Source organism: Haloarcula sebkhae, from assembly GCF_014647415.1.
Taxonomy (GTDB): domain Archaea; phylum Halobacteriota; class Halobacteria; order Halobacteriales; family Haloarculaceae; genus Haloarcula; species Haloarcula sebkhae.
The window spans coordinates 171854-188112 of record NZ_BMPD01000003.1; the positions used below are offsets into that span (position 1 = coordinate 171854).

A 16259-nucleotide genomic window follows, 5' to 3' on the forward strand; every position below is an offset into this window, starting at 1 on the left:
ACCTCCGGGGATATCCGCCGGCGGGACAGGGTCGGTGGGTTGAAACCGGAGACTGCCAATTCCACCCACATGGATGGGAACCGGATGGCGACTGTCGTTGGGTTCGCGGCGGCGCTCGCCGTCCTCGCAGGGCTGGTGTGGCTTGTCGGCATCAGCGAGACCGTGGACGCGCTCGCGACGGCAGATCCGTGGGCGCTTCTCGCTGTTGCGGGCATCGCCATGCTCTGGCTCGTCTCGTGGGGGCTGGCGCTGTGGACGGTCCTGCAAGCGCTCGGCGCACCGGTGGCGCCACACACTGCCGTGCTCGTGTTCGTCGCCGCCGTGTTCTCGAACAACGTCACGCCCTTCGGCCAGGCCGGCGGCGAGCCAGTGAGCGCACTGCTCATCTCGACGGCCGCCGACACCGAGTATGAGACCGGACTGGCGGCTATCGCCACCGTCGACACAGTCCACTTCCTCCCGTCGGTCGGGTACGCCATCATCGGCTTCACGTTTGTCGCCGCCGGTGCGGTCCAGCTAACACGGAATCTGGCGTTTGCTGCCGGCGCTGTCGCGGTGCTTGCAGTCGGTATCCCCACTGTTGCTGTCGTGGGCTGGCGACACCGGGACCGCGTGCAGGCGGCGGTCATTCGCGGTGTCGCACCGGCTCTGGCCGCGCTGTCGAACGTCGTGCCCCGATGGTCACCGCCCTCTGCGGCTAACATCGAGGCGCGAATTGAGGGGTTCTTCTCCGCCATCGAGCGAATCGCGACCGATCGGCGGACGGTCCTCCAAACCTTTGGGCTCTCGGCGTTTGGCTGGATCTGCCTGTCGGCGTCGCTGTGGACGTCGCTGTATGCCGTCGGGGCACCAGTTCCGGTCGAAGTTGTCCTGCTTGTCGTCCCCGTCGGGAGCATCGCCAGCGTCGTACCGCTTCCCGGCGGGTCCGGGGCTATCGAGACGGTACTCGTGACGCTGCTCGTCTCGACGGCCCCGATTTCGGCCGCGCTCGCTACCTCTGCGGTACTGATCCACCGTGTCGGAAGCTACCTGTTGCCGACGATTGTCGGTGGCGGCGTCGCCGCCGCGCTCAGTGTCGACCGGGCCACGTCGCCTGAAGAGTGACCGCCACGATTCAGGATGGGAGTGAGGGCATCGCTGCCCTATGGGCGAGTGAACGGTTCACGCCCGCCGACTGCGAACGACGCGTTTAAATGACGGCGACGGGAAGAAATCTGCAATGGCTACACTCTACGACGTTCCCCCCGAGGAACTCATCGAGGCACTCACGGAGACGCTCGCAGACGAAGACGACATCGAAGCGCCGGACTGGGCCGAGTTCACCAAGACCGGCGTCGACCGCGAACTCCCACCTGAGCAGGAGGACTTCTGGACGCGACGCGCCGCCAGCCTCCTCCGGAAGGTCGCTGTCGACGGCCCCGTCGGCGTCAACGCCCTCCGCTCCGAGTACGGCACCTCGAAGCAGGGGACGACCCGCTACCGAGTCCGCCCCCACCACAAGACCAAGGGCTCGGGCAACATCATTCGGACGGCGCTCCAGCAGCTCGAAGACGCCGGCTACGTCGAGACCAGCGAGAACGACGGCCGCCGTGTCACCGGTGAGGGCCGTAGCCTCCTCGACGACACCGCAGGCGACCTCCTGACGGAACTCGACCGTCCGGAACTCGAACGCTACGCGTAACTAACGCCTTTCTCGCTGTTTTTCACCTACCCCGTAGCCCCTGCTCCGAAATCGTTTTCCGACCGACTCCAGTATTTTCACACAACTATGAGTGGCGACCCCAGCGATGAGGAACTCGAAGAACTCCGGAAAAAGAAGATGGAGCAGCTCAAGGAACAGCAGGGCGACGAGGGCGAGGCGCAGGAGGCGGCCAAGCAGCAGGCCGACGCCCAGAAGCAGGCCGTCCTCAAGCAGAACCTCACCGACGGCGCACGCAAGCGGCTCAACACGGTGAAGATGTCGAAACCGCAGGTCGGCGAGCAAATCGAACAGCAGGTCGTCGCACTGGCCCAGAGCGGCCGCGTGCAGGGCCAGATCGACGAGGATCAGATGAAGGAACTCCTCTCGGAGCTGACCCCCGACTCCAAGAGCTTCGACATCAAGCGCCGGTAGATGGACTGTGCCCTGTTGTACAGCGGCGGAAAGGACTCGACGCTGGCAGCGCTCTTGCTCGACCCCTTCTACGACGTGACGCTCGTCAGCGGCTCTTTCGGCGTGCGTGACACTGAGCCTGCACAGGAGAGCGCAACGGCTGTCGGCTTCGACCACACGACGGTCGGTCTGGACCCGGACGTGGCCCACGCCGCCGTCGAGCAAATGTACGACGACGGCTACCCGCGAAACGGCATCCAGCAGGTCCACGAACACGCCGTCGAAACCGTCGCACGCGGTGACTGGCTTCCCGATGCAGGCGGTCTCGATACACTCGACGCCGTGGCTGACGGCACCCGCCGCGACGACCGGGTGCCGACCATCGAGCGCCCGCTCGCCCAGAGCGTCGAGGACCGCTTCGGCGTGGACTACCTCGCGCCACTTTCGGGCATCGGCCGCGGCGCTATCGACGCGATGGCCGCCGACAAACTCGTCGTCGAGAGCGGCCCCAGCGCCGAGATTCCGAAGGCCGACTACGAAGTCGAACTCCGCACGCTCTTGCGGGAGCGCTATGGTGAGGGTGCTGTAGCCGATGTCTTCCCCGAGCACACGCAATCTCGTGTGCAGGGCCTGCGGTAGCCGTGTCGGGTGTCTGCTCTACGTAGTTCGCCATCTCAGGCGATATCCCGGGTGGTGTCCACCCTGATGCGGTCGGTGAGGTCGAGGCATATCGGTTCGGTGAGCGCGCGGCCCCCGCGGAACTTCGGGACGAAGAGCCTGTTTTCGATAGCGTCGTCGTTTCGCTTTGTTTCGAGGTCGAGTACGACGTCGCTCGTGTACTCCGTCCGGTGGCGCTGTGACGGCGTGGCGCTGTGTTTGAGCGCGTACAGGACCGCAACGCTGTCGGTCTGTGTGAGCCTGGAGTGCAGCGTTTCGAGGAAGGCCCGAAATTCCCCCGTGTCGGCGCGTTCGAGCGGTTCGACCGGGTCGACGACGAGGAGCGATTCCTCGGTGACCTCCTCAGCGTGGGCGAGCGCATCGCTGACTGGGGCTTCCCGGTCCAGTTGGCTGACCGCGAGGTCGTCGTAGGTACCTCGCTGTGATCGCAGCGCTGACGTGACCGTCGTGGGTGCCTGTTCGCCGGAGAGATACACCGTCTCCTGCCGGGCGACGAACTCGGAGAGAAACAGCTCTGCCTGGCTCGCCGGCTCAGCGAGCAATGTGACGAGGCTGCCAGCTGGAATGCCGCCATCGAGCTTCCGGTCCAGTGCCCGAACTCCCGTCTCGAATCGTTGCGTCACTGTCTCACCCCGCGTGGCGTCCACCGGTTCACTGCCCATCCCATATAACGGGACTCAGTACCGCATGGCTTTGTTGTCCACCGTCTACCACGGATCGTCTTCTACACAGTGGGTCTCTAGCCCGCTCCCTACGGGCAGGTGTTAGTCACGCCCGACAGTTATGGGTAGAACGCTGGCAAGAGCAGCGGCCGCCCCCTCTTAGCGACTCTCTACCGGTAGGTGTCAGCCGTCGGTCTGTTGGTCGTGGCCAGCGTGAACAAACAGGTTCAAGCGAGCGCTCGCTGTAGACGCGGGTATGTACGACTCCGTCAAGGGCTTTCGCGATTTCTATCCCGAGGAGATGCAGGCTCGGCGGTGGGCCATGGACACGCTGGAAGACGTCGCACAGCGCTACGGCTTCCGGGAGATCGGCACGCCGGCGGTAGAACCGACCGAGATGTACGTCGACAAGAGCGGCGAGGAGATTGTCGAGGAACTGTACAGCTTCGAGGACAAGGGTGGGCGAGAGGTCGCACTTACGCCGGAACTGACGCCGACCGTCGCGCGGATGTTCGTCGCCAAGCAACAGGAACTCTCAAAGCCGATTAAGTGGGTTTCGACGCGACCGTTCTGGCGCTACGAGGAGCCCCAGCAGGGACGGTTCCGTGAGTTCTACCAGACCAACGTCGACATCTTCGGCTCGGCAGAGCCGACGGCCGACGCCGAGATTCTGGCTGTCGCCGTGGATATGCTCACCGACCTCGGGCTCACCGCCGAGGACTTTGAAATCCGCGTCTCGCACCGGGACATTCTCTCGGGCGTGCTGGAGTCGTTCGGGGCCGACGTGGACGTGCCCGAGGCTATTCGTGCGGTCGACAAGCGGGCGAAGGTCGACCACGACGACTACCTCGACGCGCTCGTCGAGGCGGGGCTCAACTACGGTCAGGCCGACAAGTTCGACGAGATGCTGCAGATCGACGCTCAAGAAATCGAAACGCTTGCGGACCTCACCGGCTCCGAGGATGTCCGCGCGGCGACCGACAATCTTCAGGCAGTGCTCGATGCGGCCGAGGACTTCGGCGTCCGCGACCACCTCACCGTCTCACTGACGACCGCACGCGGGCTGGACTACTACACCGGCGTTGTCTTCGAGTGCTTCGACTCGACGGGCGAGGTGTCCCGCTCGGTGTTCGGCGGCGGTCGCTACGACGACCTCATCGAGGGCTTCGGGGGCCAGCCGACGCCGGCCGTCGGGTTCGCGCCCGGCCACGCCACGCTTCAGTTGCTCTGCCAGCGCGCCGGCGTCTGGCCCGCCGAGGAGCTGTCGACAGACTACTACGTCCTGCAGGTCGGCGACACGCGCCCGACCGCGGCTCGCATCGCCCGTGACCTGCGTGAGCGGGGCCACGTCGTCGAGAGCGACGTTGCCGACCGGTCCTTTGGCGCGCAGATGGGCTACGCTGACGGTATCAACGCCGAAACGGTCGTCATCGTTGGCGAGCAGGATCTCGAAAACGACGAGGTAACGCTCAAGGAGATGGACGACGGCGAGCAGATCAGCGTCCCGCTCTCCGAGTTCCCCGGCGACCACGACCGGCCGACGTTCGAGGACTTCGCGGAGTAGCGCGACCCGGCAGTCGGGTTATGACAGTAATTTTTTGCGACTGCCGTGTTGAGTAGTCGACATGCAGCTCCCCTCCATCGCCCTCCCGAGGTGGAAGCTCGTCGCGACTATCGTGATCGTTTCGACGGGCGTCGCCATGCTCGGAGGGGCGGCCGGCCTCGGAAACGTGCTCACACCGCTGTCGATCATCCTCGGCTGGTTCATCCTGGCACCCCTCGTCGCCCTGTTGGGATCGGAACTGCCGATGATCGAGCCCCCGGAAGACGAGTCGGAGATGGACGGAACCGATGCGACCACCGCAGCGGAACCGACGGTAGACCCGGTCGACCAGCTCCGGGAGCGATACGCCCGCGGTGAACTGACGGACAGTGAGTTTGAGCGGCGACTGGACCGATTGCTGGAAACCGAATCACTCTCGGCGAACAGCGGAACGGAAAACGAGGTCCGTGAAACCAACAGAGAAGTCAGCCTCGAAACGGAATAAGATGGAGTCCGGCCACTACTTTCGTGTGACCACGATCCCTGCCTGAGGCCGTTCGGGAGTCAGTCCGGTCAGAGCGCCCGTTCCATTTCCATCTCCACGCGCTCTTTGGCGATCGTCTCGAAGCCGACCGACTCGTACAGCGCTCGGGCGACGTGGTTCGTGTTCGAGACGGAGAGCCAGACGCGGTCGAGCCCGTTTTCCTGCCCGTATCCGAGGAGCACGCGGATGAGCTGTGAGCCGATACCGGCGTGCTGGTAGTCCGGATGGACAAAAATCGCCAATTCCGAGGTGTCCTGATACGGGACGAGGACGGCGTGGCCGACGGCCCGATCCTCGTGCCAGACAACGACGTTCAGGCCGTCTTCGACAAGGTTCGGCAGCCAGTCGCGGATGTCCGCTTCAGTCCGGGGTGGGACGCCCTGTGACCGGGACTCAGTCCCGAAATCAGCATACATCTCCACCAGTGGGTCGATGTCGCCGTCATAGGCCTTGATTGTCACCGTCCGCCCGTCGTGGTCGGTGAACGTTTCGGGCGGGCGAGGGAAGTCGTGATCCGCCGCGGCGGCGTTGGACATGCTCCTGTCTTTGTCCTCAGGACGCCTAAGTTCGTCTATCCTTCCCAGCGACTGAGATTCGGGTGAGACAAGTGGCTCGCAGTCGACAAATCTGTATGCGCGCCTATCGCGTGGCCTACGACGGTCGACCGTATCACGGGTTCCAGCGCCAGCCCGACGTCGACACCGTCGAGGGGCGACTGCGCTCGGCGCTCGTTCGCCTCGGTGTCTGTGAGCGCGGTGGGGGGCTGCCCGGACGGTACGCGGCTGCAGGCCGGACTGACGCTGGCGTCTCCGCGCGAGCACAGACCATCGCCTTCGACGCGCCCGCGTGGCTCTCACCGGTGGCGTTCAACGGCGAACTCCCGGACGACATTCGGGTGTGGGCAAGCGCTGATGTCCCCGAGGACTTCCACGCGACCCACGACGCCACCGAGCGCACGTACACCTACTACCTGTACGCGCCGCCCGGAGACGACGTCCGCGTCGACCACTCCGACGACAGAACAGTCGACGACGAGCGGTGGGCCAAGGCCGTCGACGCACTCGCCGGGAGCCACGACTTCCACAACCTCACGTCCGACGACACCGGCACTCAGCGAACCGTCGACATCGACTGGGCACGGGACGGCCAGTTCCTCGTCGTCCAGTTCACGGCCGGTGGATTCTGCCGTCAGTTGGTCCGTCGACTCGTCTCACTCGCGGCGGCTGTCGCGGACGGCTCGGCACCGCTGTCGAAGGTCGACCGCATCTTCTCGCCCGAGCCTGTTAGCGGCCCTGACGGGGTTCCGTCGGCCTCGCCCGAACCGCTGGTGCTGACCGATGTCTGCTACCCGGACGTGCGCTTCACCCGAGACGAGGACGCCGTGGCTGACGCCCGAACGGTCTTTGCGCACCGGCGCGCGAACGCCTGCGCGACTGCACGGGTTGCCGGCAACATCACCGACGGGCTGTAGTTCCCGAAACGAAGGCTTACTTCGGCCCCGTCCCAAGAGCCGGCTATGAGTTCGGTACCCGCACGGAGCGACATCGACGAGGCGTACAAGTGGGACCTCGACTCCCTCTACGCCAGCGACGAGGACTGGGAAGCCGCCTACGAGGAGGCGGAGGCGCTAATCGAGGACCTGTCCGCCTACGAGGGACGGGCCACAGAGGACGCCGCCACCCTGCTTGCGACCCTGGAGACGTACGAGGAACTGATGCGGACGGTGTCGAACGTCGCGGCCTACGCTCGGATGCGCCGGGACGAGGACACGACGGACGACACCTATCAGGCACTGACCGCCCGCTCGCAGTCACTCTCCTCTGAGGCCAGTTCGGCTGCCTCGTTCCTCGACCCGGAACTGCAGGAGCTGGAGTACGACGATATCGAGGCGATGATTGACGAGGAACCGGCGCTGGAACCGTACGAGCACTACTTCGACGACGTGCTCCGGATGAAAGACCACACCCGCTCGGCCGAAGTCGAGAACCTGCTCGCCGAACTCGGCGAGGTCACCGGCGCGCCCGGCGAGGTGTACAACATGCTGGCCAACGCCGACATGGAGTTCCCGACCGTCGAGGACCCCGACGGGGAGCAACAGCCGATCACGCTCAACAACTTCACGACGCTGCAGAAACACCCCGACCGCGACTTCCGCCAGCGCGTCTACGAGGCGTTCTACGACGAGTGGGAGACTGTCCGCAACGCCGTCGGCACGGCCTACAAGAACGCCGTCAAGACGGACGTGAAGATGGCCAACGCCCGCAACTACGACACCGCCCGCGAGGCAGCACTGGACGGCCCGAACGTTCCCGTCGAGGTGTACGACACGCTGGTCGACACCGTCCACGACAGCCTCGATACGCTCCACCGCCACGCCGACCTCAAACGTCAGTCAATCGGTGCGGACGAGCTTCGGATGTGGGATCTTTACACCCCACTCGTGCAGGAGGAATCGCCCGAAATCGAGTACGAACAGGCCTGCGAGTATGTCACCGAGGCTGTCGCGCCGCTGGGCGATGACTACCAGTCGCGGCTCGCCGAGGGGCTGGACTCGCGGTGGGTCGATGTCTACGAGACCGAGCACAAGCAGTCTGGCGCGTACTCCGGCGGCACCTACGACTCCCAGCCGTTCATCCTGATGAACTATCAGGACGACGTGGAGTCGATGTACACGCTGGCCCACGAACTCGGCCACTCGATGCACTCCGAGTACACCAGCGAGGAGCAGCCCTTCGTCTACTCCGGCTACGAGATATTCGTCGCCGAGGTCGCGTCGACGGTCAACGAGACGCTGCTGACTCACCACCTGCTGGACACCGTCGAGGACGAGCGCCTGCGCCGACATATCCTCAACGAGTACCTCGAACGGTTCCGCTCCACCCTCTATCGGCAGACGATGTTCGCCGAGTTCGAGCACCGCACCCACGAGATGTCCGAGGCCGGCGAGCCGCTGACTCCCGACCGACTGGACGACCTCTACCGCGAGCTGAAAGGCGACTACTACGAGCCGGCGGTGCTCGACGACCGCATCGCCCGCGAGTGGATGCGTATCCCGCACTTCTACCGTGCGTTCTACGTCTACCAGTACGCGACCGGCATCTCGGCGGCCGTCGCGCTCGTCGACGGTATCCTCGACGAAGGCGAGCCCGCCGCCCAGCGGTATATCGACTTCCTCCGGAGTGGGTCGCGGCAGTACCCGCTGGAACTGCTTCGTGACGCCGGCGTCGACATGGCCAGTCCGGACCCCGTTGAGTCCGCGCTCTCGACGTACGGCGACTACCTCGACGAGTTTGCCGAGCTGTTGTAGGGTGGCCAGTAGCTATTCGGTGTCTGGCCGGCTGTTCGAGCCACCGGCCTAACCGAACGCTATAGCCCTGTCTCGACACGGATAACTGTTTCACCCCCTGTGACCCGAAGGCACTTTGTGTCTCAACCGTATAGTACCGACCATCCAAATGTCGCGCAGTCCCTCGCTTCCGGAACGACCACGGTTGGAACTTGATCCCGATATGACGCCTGACGAGCGTCTGGAGGCACTCCGGGAACATTTCAAAGAGATAGTACAGGTCAACGAACAGCTGACTGAGCAGCTCGACGCTGCCCGTGACCGGCAACACGACCTCACGGACGAGGTCGACCAGCTCGAACGGGAAAACGAGACGCTCAAGACCTCCTCGCTGTACATCGCGACGGCCGAGGAGCTGACCGACGACGGCGTCGTCGTCAAACAGCATGGCAACAATCAGGAAGTGTTGACGGAAGTCTCGCCGTCCATCCGTGACGGGCTGGAGGCTGGCGACCGCGTCGCCATCAACGACTCCTTCGGCGTCAAGCAGATCCTCGATCCCGAAACCGACGCCCGCGCGCAGGCGATGCAGGTCGACGGCTCGCCGGACGTTTCCTACTCGGACATCGGCGGCCTCGAAGAACAGATCCGCGAGGTTCGGGAAGCCGTCGAGGAGCCGCTGGTCAACGCCGAGCAGTTCCGCGAGGTCGGTATCGAACCACCGAGTGGCGTCTTGCTGCACGGCCCGCCCGGCACCGGGAAGACGATGCTGGCGAAGGCCGTCGCCAACGAGACCGACGCGACGTTCATCAAGATGGCCGGCTCCGAACTAGTCCGGAAGTTCATCGGCGAGGGGGCGCGACTGGTACGGGACCTGTTCGAACTCGCTGCCGAGCGCGAACCGGCTATCATCTTCATCGACGAGATCGACGCCATCGCGGCCAAGCGAACGGAGTCGAAGACCTCCGGTGACGCCGAGGTCCAGCGGACGATGATGCAACTGCTCTCGGAGATGGACGGCTTCGACGAGCGCGGCGAGATCCGCATCATCGCCGCGACGAACCGCTTCGACATGCTCGACCGCGCCATCCTCCGCCCCGGCCGCTTCGACCGCCTTATCGAAGTCCCGAACCCAGATGTCGAAGGCCGCGAGCGCATCCTCGAAATCCACACGCAGGAGATGAACCTTGATGACGACGTGGATCTGGGCGCGTTTGCCACCGAGACCGACGGCCTCTCTGGCGCGGAACTGGCCTCGCTGGCGACTGAGGCTGGGATGTTCGCTATCCGCGACGGCCGGACGACGGTCCAGCAGTCAGACCTCCACGACGCCTTAGAGAAGATCGAAGCCGACGACGACGCCAGCAGCGTCCCGGTCGCGTTCGCCTAACCACCTTTTTCAGCGTCGGGGTCGCGCTGAGCGCGCGACTCGCTCTCTGCTCACGGGCGCAAAGCGCCCGTTCGCATGGTCAGCGGAACCGGAGGTTCCGCTCGACTCGAAAAACGTGGGCGAAAAAGGCCGGCCGCTCGCTCTGCTCGCGGCCGGAGAAACCGCGGCCGTTGGCCGCGGTATGCTGACTGGACGATGCTATCGCTCTTGTTCTGTAGCAGTTTCGGCGCCTCGCTGGACCTGTTTGCACCGCTGTTGGTCTCACCGCGATAGCCCTTACTCCCGCCTGATTTAAGCCACCGCGCCCGGTATCGGCGCTCGTGACAGAGCGCGGACGGACGCGGCGGGTGTTTCTGGGGACGCTCGCAGCGACGACAGTCGGGTCGGTCGCGGGGTGTCAGTCACAGTTCAATCCGCTTGCATCGACGGCGCTCGACGAACACGCCGCCACGCAGTTCCGGCAGGGGCTCCTGAATCAGGGGTATCAGGACACGTCGGTTCCGGACGCCGTTTCGCGGGCCTGGGAACTGCCGACCAATCGCGGGGACCACACCGCTGCGAAAGGCAGTCCTGCGCTGGCACCGACAGGCGACCTGATTCTGGCCGACGATACCGGCCGCGTGCGGGCCATCGCGCCGGACGGCGAGGTCCAGTGGTCGACGATGATTACACAGGCGACGCGCGGGAGCCACGGCACGCCGGCCATCGCCAACGACACCGTCTACATCGGGGCCTACGACGGCGCGCTGTCGGCACTGGATCTCGAAACCGGGCGGCGACGCTGGCGGACGGAACTGGGTGATGCGATCGGTGCGAGTCCGACCTACTACAACGGGTCGCTGTACGTCGCTGTCGAGCACGCGGCTCCGAGCGGCAGCGTCGTCGCTGTCAGCGCCGCGACCGGCGACGTGCAGTGGCGCGACAGCCGGCCGACCGACCACCCCCACTCGACGGTGGCACTGGACCGCGAGCACGGCCGATTGTTGTTTGGCTCCAACGATGGCTACTGCTACGCGTGGTCGTTTCCGGGCTTAGAGCGACGCTGGCGGTACGACACCGGCGGCGACGTGAAAGCCCCCATTGCCGTCGCCGACGGGACAGCCATCGTGCCGTCGTGGGCCGAGACGGTCACCGCCGTCGACGTGACCGACGGCTCGGACCTGTGGACCTTCGAGGCCGACGCCGACGTGATGTGTGCGCCGGCGGTCCACGACGGCACCGTCTACGTCGGTAGCCACGACGACCGGGTGTACGCACTCGACCTCGCCAGCGGTGAGGAGCAGTGGCGGTACGACACTGGCGGGTGGATCATCGGGAGCGTCGTCGCCACCCCGGATCACGTGCTCGTCGGGTCCTACGACGGGCGGCTGTACGCGCTGGAGCGGGATTCGGGTGCGGTGGCCTGGACCACCGAGAACCGTGGCCACGTGACGAGTGCACCGCTGGTGACCGCTGACGGCATCTACTACACGGAGCGCGCCGCCGATGGCGACCCGGACCGCCCAGGGATGTGCTATGGGCTCACCTCGACGTAGCGAAGCGAAACCCCTTACATCGCGGACCGTCGACAGTCGGATATGAGTACCATCCGGGTCGTGTGGGGGACTGCGACCGGCCCGACCGCGCTAGCCGCGTACGATGCGGCACTCGCCGAGGCGGGCGTCCACAACTACAACCTCATCTCGCTCTCGTCGGTCATTCCCGCCGAGCCGACTATCGAGGTGGTGGAGACGGCACCGGACCTGGGACCGCCCGGCGAAGCGCTAGAGGTCGTCCAGTCCTCGGCAACCGCCGCTCCGGGCGAGCGCGGCGCAGCGGGCATCGGCTGGGCCCGCAGCGAGGAGGGGCCGGGTATCTTCTACGAGGTCGACGGCACCAGCGAGGACGCGGTTCGGATGGAAATCCGTGAAGGGCTGGCCTCCGGTCGGGACCTCCGAGACTGGGAGTTCGTCGAGGAGAACGTCTACGTCGAGTCGGCGTCCGACGAGGACGAGTACGCGAGCGCCGTCGTTCTCGCCACCTACGGCGAGAGCCACCCCGTCGTGTAGTGCGTGTGCCGACGGTGCCGGTCAGAACTGTGCTCGACACTGGGTTTTTAGTGCTCCCCCCCATAGAAACAGAGAACGTTCATGTACGGTAATACGTCGTTTGGTGGGGAGACTGAGGAAGTGACGCTGACCGCGGAACAGCGCGAGAACCTTCGCCGGGACCTCTCGAGCGTCGCCGCCCGGACCCGCGAACTCCTGCCCGGCGAGTTCGTCGTCGGCTCGGAAATCAGCAACAGCACGACAGGCCCACGGGCCACGATCGCAGTCCAGCCCCCGGTTGGGTCGGTTGTCAGCGCCGACTACACGCCCGAGGACCCGGAGAGCGCGAGCATCTCCGACGCTGAGCGCGACGACCTCGCGCAGGGTATCGCTGCCTCTGCCGCGCTGCAGGTCAAGCAAGTAATGGGCGACGACACATCGCCGACAGCACAGTAACAGCCGCCGCTATTTTTGTCGTTGCAGATGGACAAATAGAGCCTTCAGAACACTCGTATTTCAGCCCACAGAGAGAACGTAATATAGAACCTCTACTCGTCGACTCGTTTGAGAACAATACCCTCATCAAAGCGCCCTCTTTGTTCGGCTTTCAGTGCTCGCTCGTCCTGTAATTCCTCACGGGTTAGACCCCTGTCTTTTCGAATCGCATGGATTACTTCAAGAATATCTACCAGTTCCTCAATATCATGGCTTTCTCGATACTCTGCCACCTCTTCTTCTAACTTATCGACCAGTCGTTCGGAGTACTCGTCTTCGCCTGCAAGTGAGACTGTTGGCGTTTCCCCGTTGTGTTCAATCACTTTTGGAATCTTGTTTCGAACCAATTTATCAAATTTTCTCGCCATATCATCTAATTCTGACACTATCTCTTAGAGGTGGTGATGAACAATTCCCGGGAAATGTTGTTAGAAATATGACCGGCGCTACGGGGGATAACTCGTTTGTTAATAATTCTATCACATGCTCAAGCCGAAGCGGTGGGTAGATAGGGACACTCAGCCGTCAGGAGCGTTGCCCGTCCGGGACCGGCGGGTCGTAAAACAGCGCGTAGCCGATGGAGCCGGTCGCCGGGAGACTGCCGGCACTCAGTGCAGTCACGAAACTGATCGAGGTGACGACTGCGCCGAGCGACGCCAGTAGCATCGAGAGGGCGATGCTGGCAAGCACGAGGTCGGGCATCGACGGAGACCCGGTCATTCGTGTCTGTACAGAGACACGCCTCCTAATTAAATATTATTACTCGGTGCTCAGCACTCGTCAGGCGGCCCCCGTTCTATCAAGGTAGTTAGTCACAAGCATCGGTGCGATGACCCCGACGCCTAGGAGTATAGCGAGTGTGACAGTCGACGGGACATCCGTCAACATCGTGCTCGCGTACCCGAGGACGAGGGCTACGATGATGAAACCGCCGACGATTTTGTTCTCGCGGGAGACCATACGCTCCGCTACACTGGGTCAGTACAAAATCCTGTCGGGAAAATAACCGTTACTTCCCCCAGAAGGGGTCGCGGTTCCGGTGTTTTTCCAGATACATCGACAGCGCCTCGCGCTCGTCGACGGAGATGTCCTCCTTCAGTTCCTGTTCGAGAATTTTCGCGTGCTTCTCCGGGATTTCGACCCAGAGGTCGTCGCCTTCCTCGATCTGGCGGCCGACGGTCGGCCCCTGAATCGAGACGGCCATGCGCTCGCCGGCGCGGGCCGAGTCGACGTCCTCGCCCTCGTCCTGAATCGTTTTGAGGGTCCCGACGCGGTTCGCTTCGCCGCCGTCCCACCTGATGACGTTGACGTTCCGGCGGAGTTCACCGGAGAGGATTTCGACGCCGACGACGGCGGGGTCAGACTGGCGGAAGGTGTGGTCCTGCAGAATCCGGAACTTCGCGGGACGCGTGATGTTCTCCAGAATCTGCTCCTGCTGGGCCTCCTCGATGGCGGTAACGTGGTCGTCGTAGGACTCGACGAGCTGGTAGATGACGTCGTCCTCGAACAGTTCCACGTCCTCCTGTTCGGCGAGGTCCCGCGCGTCGTCGAGGACCTCGACGCTGAAGGCCAGAATCGCCTGATTGGTCGGCTCGCCGGCGGTTTCGGCGACTCGTACGTCCCGTGGGGCGACCGCGCCCACTTCGGCCCGCATCACCGGGATCTCTTCCTCTTCGAGCGTACTGGAAAGAGCTTCGAGCGACCCGAGCGTGTCGGCCTTGATGACGACCCCTTCTTCCTGGGTCGTCACCTCGATCTCGGCGAGTTCCTCCTCCACCTCGGCGATGACCTCTTTGCGGTCGCGGTTGCGAATGACGCGGATCGGCGCGCCGGCCATCGCATCGCCGAGCTCCGGCGCGGCGATTTTGACACCGTCGGCGGCCGCGACCTGCTCGACCTGTTCGAACTCCTGTTCGGTCCGGATCTCTTCAAGTGGGCGCGGGCGGAGCAGGGCGCGCACGTCGGTAACGATTGGGCCCTGAAGCCCGCCGACGACGATGGTATCGTCGTTGCGGATCGTCCCGTCGTAGATGATGGCGTCGAGCGTCGTCCCGAACCCCTGGGTGTCTTTCACTTCGAGGACGGTCCCGACGCCAGGACCGCTGGTGTCGATCTCCATCTCCTCTTTCATGTACCGCTGAGATAGCCCCATCATCACCGTCAGCAGGTCGGGGATGCCCTCGCTCGTCTCGGCCGAGACCGGAACGACACCGATGTTGGCCTGGAAGTTCTGGACGCGCCAGTACATATCCGCGGAGAAGCCGTTGTCCGAGAGTTCGCCGATAATCTCGTACAGCTTCTCGTTGAGGTCGGACTGGACGCGGTCGGACTGGGCGTCCATCGTCTGCTGGACCGGCTGCCCTTCGTTGGGGTTCCAGCCCGGGACAGTGTCAATCTTGTTTGCGGCGACGATGAACGGCGTCTGCGTTCGCTTGAGAATATCGATGGCCTCCAACGTCTGGGGCTGGAAGCCGTCGTTGACGTCGACGACGAGGATGGCGATATCGGCGAGCGCGCCCCCACGGGAGCGGAGCGTCGAGAAGGAATGGTGGCCCGGCGTGTCGATGAACAGCAGCCCAGGCAGGTCGAAGTCCGTCGGGTCGACCAGATCGCCCGCGATCTCCGAAATCACGTCCAGCGGAACGGCCGTTGCGCCGATGTGCTGTGTAATCGCGCCCGATTCGCCGGCGGTGACGGCTGACCCGCGGATCTTGTCGAGCAGGCTCGTCTTCCCGTGGTCGACGTGGCCCAGAACGGCGACGATGGGCGTCCGCAGGGTGTCGTCGGTGGCTGTGGTGGGGTCCGTGTCAGACATAGATGGCTCCAGAAGTTGTCAGAACCGAGTCGTCGGTGGCAGTTAAGTTCGTCGTCATCAAACGCGCGCGACCGAACGTGGGGCTAAGCGGGCGTCACTCAGTTACAGTGAACAACCCCGTCATGCCGAGGCTCTGGTGGGGGACACAGTGGTACTCGTACTCCCCGGGAACCTCGAACGTGTAGGCGTACTCGTAGCCCGAACTGTACGTCTTCCCGTCATCTCCGGGCGTCCCGGACCAGTCGCTACCGGACGGCGTCGCAGTCGGCTTGACGTTGTGGCCGCCGGCCTCCCATACCCACAGGACGGTGCTTCCGACAGGGACCTCGAAGGATTCGGGCTCGAAGACGAAATCGCCCGGCGCGACGGCGACTTCTTGATCGGCGTCGACCGGTGTTTCGGTGGGTGTCGGTGTCTCAGTGGCCGTGGCAGTCGGTGTTGCCGTCTCAGTCGGTGTTTCAGTTCGGGTGGCGGTCTCCGCTGGCGTCGTCACCGAATCAGTTGGCGTTCCCGTCGCAGTCCGGGTCGGTGCTTGCGTAGCGGTGGCTGTCTCCGTCGGGGACGGTTCACCGCTGTCGCCACCACTACAGCCCGCGATAGTCCCGGTGACGACGGCCGTGAGCGCGCCGAGGAACTGACGCCTGTTCCGGTCCATGTCGTACGCCTGGGGTGCCTGTCGCTTAGGGCTGCTGCCTGCTGTGACTGTGCCGATCCCGGTCACGGAGCG

General features: G+C 64.2%; 19 protein-coding genes. 12 read left to right on the plus strand and 7 right to left on the minus strand.

Annotated features, from left to right (window positions below):
• Positions 1–69 precede the first annotated feature (69 nt).
• From IEY38_RS10610 to IEY38_RS10625, 4 genes are all read left to right on the plus strand, one after another.
• Entirely contained in the window at positions 70–1104 is a 1035-nt protein-coding gene (locus IEY38_RS10610) for a lysylphosphatidylglycerol synthase transmembrane domain-containing protein (protein ID WP_188977653.1), read from the plus strand.
• A gap of 115 nt (positions 1105–1219) precedes the next feature.
• Entirely contained in the window at positions 1220–1681 is a 462-nt protein-coding gene (locus tag IEY38_RS10615) for a 30S ribosomal protein S19e (protein ID WP_188977655.1), read from the plus strand.
• A gap of 87 nt (positions 1682–1768) precedes the next feature.
• A complete protein-coding gene (locus tag IEY38_RS10620; RefSeq protein WP_170097591.1) occupies positions 1769–2113 on the plus strand; it encodes a DNA-binding protein in 345 nt (114 codons plus the stop codon).
• Positions 2114–2731, plus strand: coding sequence for a DUF7411 family protein (locus IEY38_RS10625; RefSeq protein ID WP_188977657.1), 618 nt, complete (start codon positions 2114–2116; stop codon positions 2729–2731). It begins immediately after the preceding gene.
• A gap of 35 nt (positions 2732–2766) precedes the next feature.
• Here IEY38_RS10625 and IEY38_RS10630 read toward each other — a convergent pair whose 3' ends face one another.
• Complete coding sequence (locus tag IEY38_RS10630; protein WP_188977659.1) at positions 2767–3432, minus strand: RAD55 family ATPase; 666 nt, start codon at positions 3430–3432, stop codon at positions 2767–2769.
• A 256-nt stretch (positions 3433–3688) separates the two neighbouring features.
• Here IEY38_RS10630 and hisS point away from each other — a divergent pair, with 256 nt between their 5' ends.
• Together hisS and IEY38_RS10640 are read left to right on the plus strand one after the other, a co-directional pair.
• Complete coding sequence (hisS, locus tag IEY38_RS10635) at positions 3689–4996, plus strand: histidine--tRNA ligase (protein WP_188977661.1); 1308 nt, start codon at positions 3689–3691, stop codon at positions 4994–4996.
• 61 nt (positions 4997–5057) lie between these two features.
• Positions 5058–5480: an SHOCT domain-containing protein gene (locus tag IEY38_RS10640; RefSeq protein ID WP_188977663.1), complete on the plus strand. Its 423-nt coding sequence runs from the start codon at positions 5058–5060 to the stop codon at positions 5478–5480.
• Positions 5481–5548: 68 nt separating this feature from the next.
• Here the strand turns inward: IEY38_RS10640 and IEY38_RS10645 are convergent, their stop codons facing one another.
• A complete protein-coding gene (locus tag IEY38_RS10645; protein ID WP_188977665.1) occupies positions 5549–6055 on the minus strand; it encodes a GNAT family N-acetyltransferase in 507 nt (168 codons plus the stop codon).
• Positions 6056–6150: 95 nt separating this feature from the next.
• On the opposite strand from IEY38_RS10645, the gene truA reads away from it, so the two are divergent.
• The 6 genes from truA (at position 6151) to IEY38_RS10675 (ending at position 12678) form a co-directional block, all read left to right on the plus strand.
• Positions 6151–6990 (plus strand): tRNA pseudouridine(38-40) synthase TruA, encoded by an 840-nt coding sequence (gene truA / locus IEY38_RS10650; protein WP_188977667.1) that lies wholly within the window; start codon positions 6151–6153, stop codon positions 6988–6990.
• A gap of 45 nt (positions 6991–7035) precedes the next feature.
• Positions 7036–8826 (plus strand): oligoendopeptidase F, encoded by a 1791-nt coding sequence (gene pepF, locus IEY38_RS10655; RefSeq protein ID WP_188977669.1) that lies wholly within the window; start codon positions 7036–7038, stop codon positions 8824–8826.
• 148 nt (positions 8827–8974) lie between these two features.
• On the plus strand, positions 8975–10195 hold the full coding sequence (gene pan2, locus IEY38_RS10660) for a proteasome-activating nucleotidase Pan2 (RefSeq protein ID WP_050037507.1): 1221 nt from the start codon (positions 8975–8977) through the stop codon (positions 10193–10195).
• Between the two features lie 320 nt (positions 10196–10515).
• A complete protein-coding gene (locus IEY38_RS10665; RefSeq protein WP_188977671.1) occupies positions 10516–11730 on the plus strand; it encodes an outer membrane protein assembly factor BamB family protein in 1215 nt (404 codons plus the stop codon).
• Positions 11731–11772: 42 nt separating this feature from the next.
• On the plus strand, positions 11773–12243 hold the full coding sequence (locus IEY38_RS10670; RefSeq protein ID WP_188977672.1) for a pyruvoyl-dependent arginine decarboxylase: 471 nt from the start codon (positions 11773–11775) through the stop codon (positions 12241–12243).
• A gap of 81 nt (positions 12244–12324) precedes the next feature.
• A complete protein-coding gene (locus tag IEY38_RS10675) occupies positions 12325–12678 on the plus strand; it encodes a DUF5811 family protein (RefSeq protein ID WP_004593952.1) in 354 nt (117 codons plus the stop codon).
• A 92-nt stretch (positions 12679–12770) separates the two neighbouring features.
• Here IEY38_RS10675 and IEY38_RS10680 read toward each other — a convergent pair whose 3' ends face one another.
• From IEY38_RS10680 to IEY38_RS10700, 5 genes are all read right to left on the minus strand, one after another.
• On the minus strand, positions 12771–13085 hold the full coding sequence (locus IEY38_RS10680; protein ID WP_188977674.1) for a nucleoside triphosphate pyrophosphohydrolase: 315 nt from the start codon (positions 13083–13085) through the stop codon (positions 12771–12773).
• A 157-nt stretch (positions 13086–13242) separates the two neighbouring features.
• Entirely contained in the window at positions 13243–13437 is a 195-nt protein-coding gene (locus tag IEY38_RS10685; protein WP_005536162.1) for a hypothetical protein, read from the minus strand.
• A 60-nt stretch (positions 13438–13497) separates the two neighbouring features.
• Positions 13498–13677, minus strand: a complete 180-nt coding sequence (locus tag IEY38_RS10690; protein ID WP_170097580.1) for a hypothetical protein — start codon at positions 13675–13677, stop codon at positions 13498–13500.
• 49 nt (positions 13678–13726) lie between these two features.
• A complete protein-coding gene (infB, locus tag IEY38_RS10695) occupies positions 13727–15532 on the minus strand; it encodes a translation initiation factor IF-2 (protein WP_188977676.1) in 1806 nt (601 codons plus the stop codon).
• 94 nt (positions 15533–15626) lie between these two features.
• Complete coding sequence (locus IEY38_RS10700; RefSeq protein WP_188977678.1) at positions 15627–16187, minus strand: plastocyanin/azurin family copper-binding protein; 561 nt, start codon at positions 16185–16187, stop codon at positions 15627–15629.
• Positions 16188–16259: the final 72 nt, after the last annotated feature.

Coding starts and splice junctions, on each gene's coding strand:
- IEY38_RS10610 (WP_188977653.1), top strand. CDS start 70: ATGGATGGGAACCGGATGGCGACTGTCGTTGGGTTCGCGGCGGCGCTC.
- IEY38_RS10615 (WP_188977655.1), top strand. CDS start 1,220: ATGGCTACACTCTACGACGTTCCCCCCGAGGAACTCATCGAGGCACTC.
- IEY38_RS10620 (WP_170097591.1), top strand. CDS start 1,769: ATGAGTGGCGACCCCAGCGATGAGGAACTCGAAGAACTCCGGAAAAAG.
- IEY38_RS10625 (WP_188977657.1), top strand. CDS start 2,114: ATGGACTGTGCCCTGTTGTACAGCGGCGGAAAGGACTCGACGCTGGCA.
- IEY38_RS10630 (WP_188977659.1), bottom strand. CDS start 3,432: ATGGGCAGTGAACCGGTGGACGCCACGCGGGGTGAGACAGTGACGCAA.
- hisS (WP_188977661.1), top strand. CDS start 3,689: ATGTACGACTCCGTCAAGGGCTTTCGCGATTTCTATCCCGAGGAGATG.
- IEY38_RS10640 (WP_188977663.1), top strand. CDS start 5,058: ATGCAGCTCCCCTCCATCGCCCTCCCGAGGTGGAAGCTCGTCGCGACT.
- IEY38_RS10645 (WP_188977665.1), bottom strand. CDS start 6,055: ATGTCCAACGCCGCCGCGGCGGATCACGACTTCCCTCGCCCGCCCGAA.
- truA (WP_188977667.1), top strand. CDS start 6,151: ATGCGCGCCTATCGCGTGGCCTACGACGGTCGACCGTATCACGGGTTC.
- pepF (WP_188977669.1), top strand. CDS start 7,036: ATGAGTTCGGTACCCGCACGGAGCGACATCGACGAGGCGTACAAGTGG.
- pan2 (WP_050037507.1), top strand. CDS start 8,975: ATGTCGCGCAGTCCCTCGCTTCCGGAACGACCACGGTTGGAACTTGAT.
- IEY38_RS10670 (WP_188977672.1), top strand. CDS start 11,773: ATGAGTACCATCCGGGTCGTGTGGGGGACTGCGACCGGCCCGACCGCG.
- IEY38_RS10675 (WP_004593952.1), top strand. CDS start 12,325: ATGTACGGTAATACGTCGTTTGGTGGGGAGACTGAGGAAGTGACGCTG.
- IEY38_RS10680 (WP_188977674.1), bottom strand. CDS start 13,085: ATGGCGAGAAAATTTGATAAATTGGTTCGAAACAAGATTCCAAAAGTG.
- IEY38_RS10685 (WP_005536162.1), bottom strand. CDS start 13,437: ATGACCGGGTCTCCGTCGATGCCCGACCTCGTGCTTGCCAGCATCGCC.
- IEY38_RS10690 (WP_170097580.1), bottom strand. CDS start 13,677: ATGGTCTCCCGCGAGAACAAAATCGTCGGCGGTTTCATCATCGTAGCC.
- infB (WP_188977676.1), bottom strand. CDS start 15,532: ATGTCTGACACGGACCCCACCACAGCCACCGACGACACCCTGCGGACG.
- IEY38_RS10700 (WP_188977678.1), bottom strand. CDS start 16,187: ATGGACCGGAACAGGCGTCAGTTCCTCGGCGCGCTCACGGCCGTCGTC.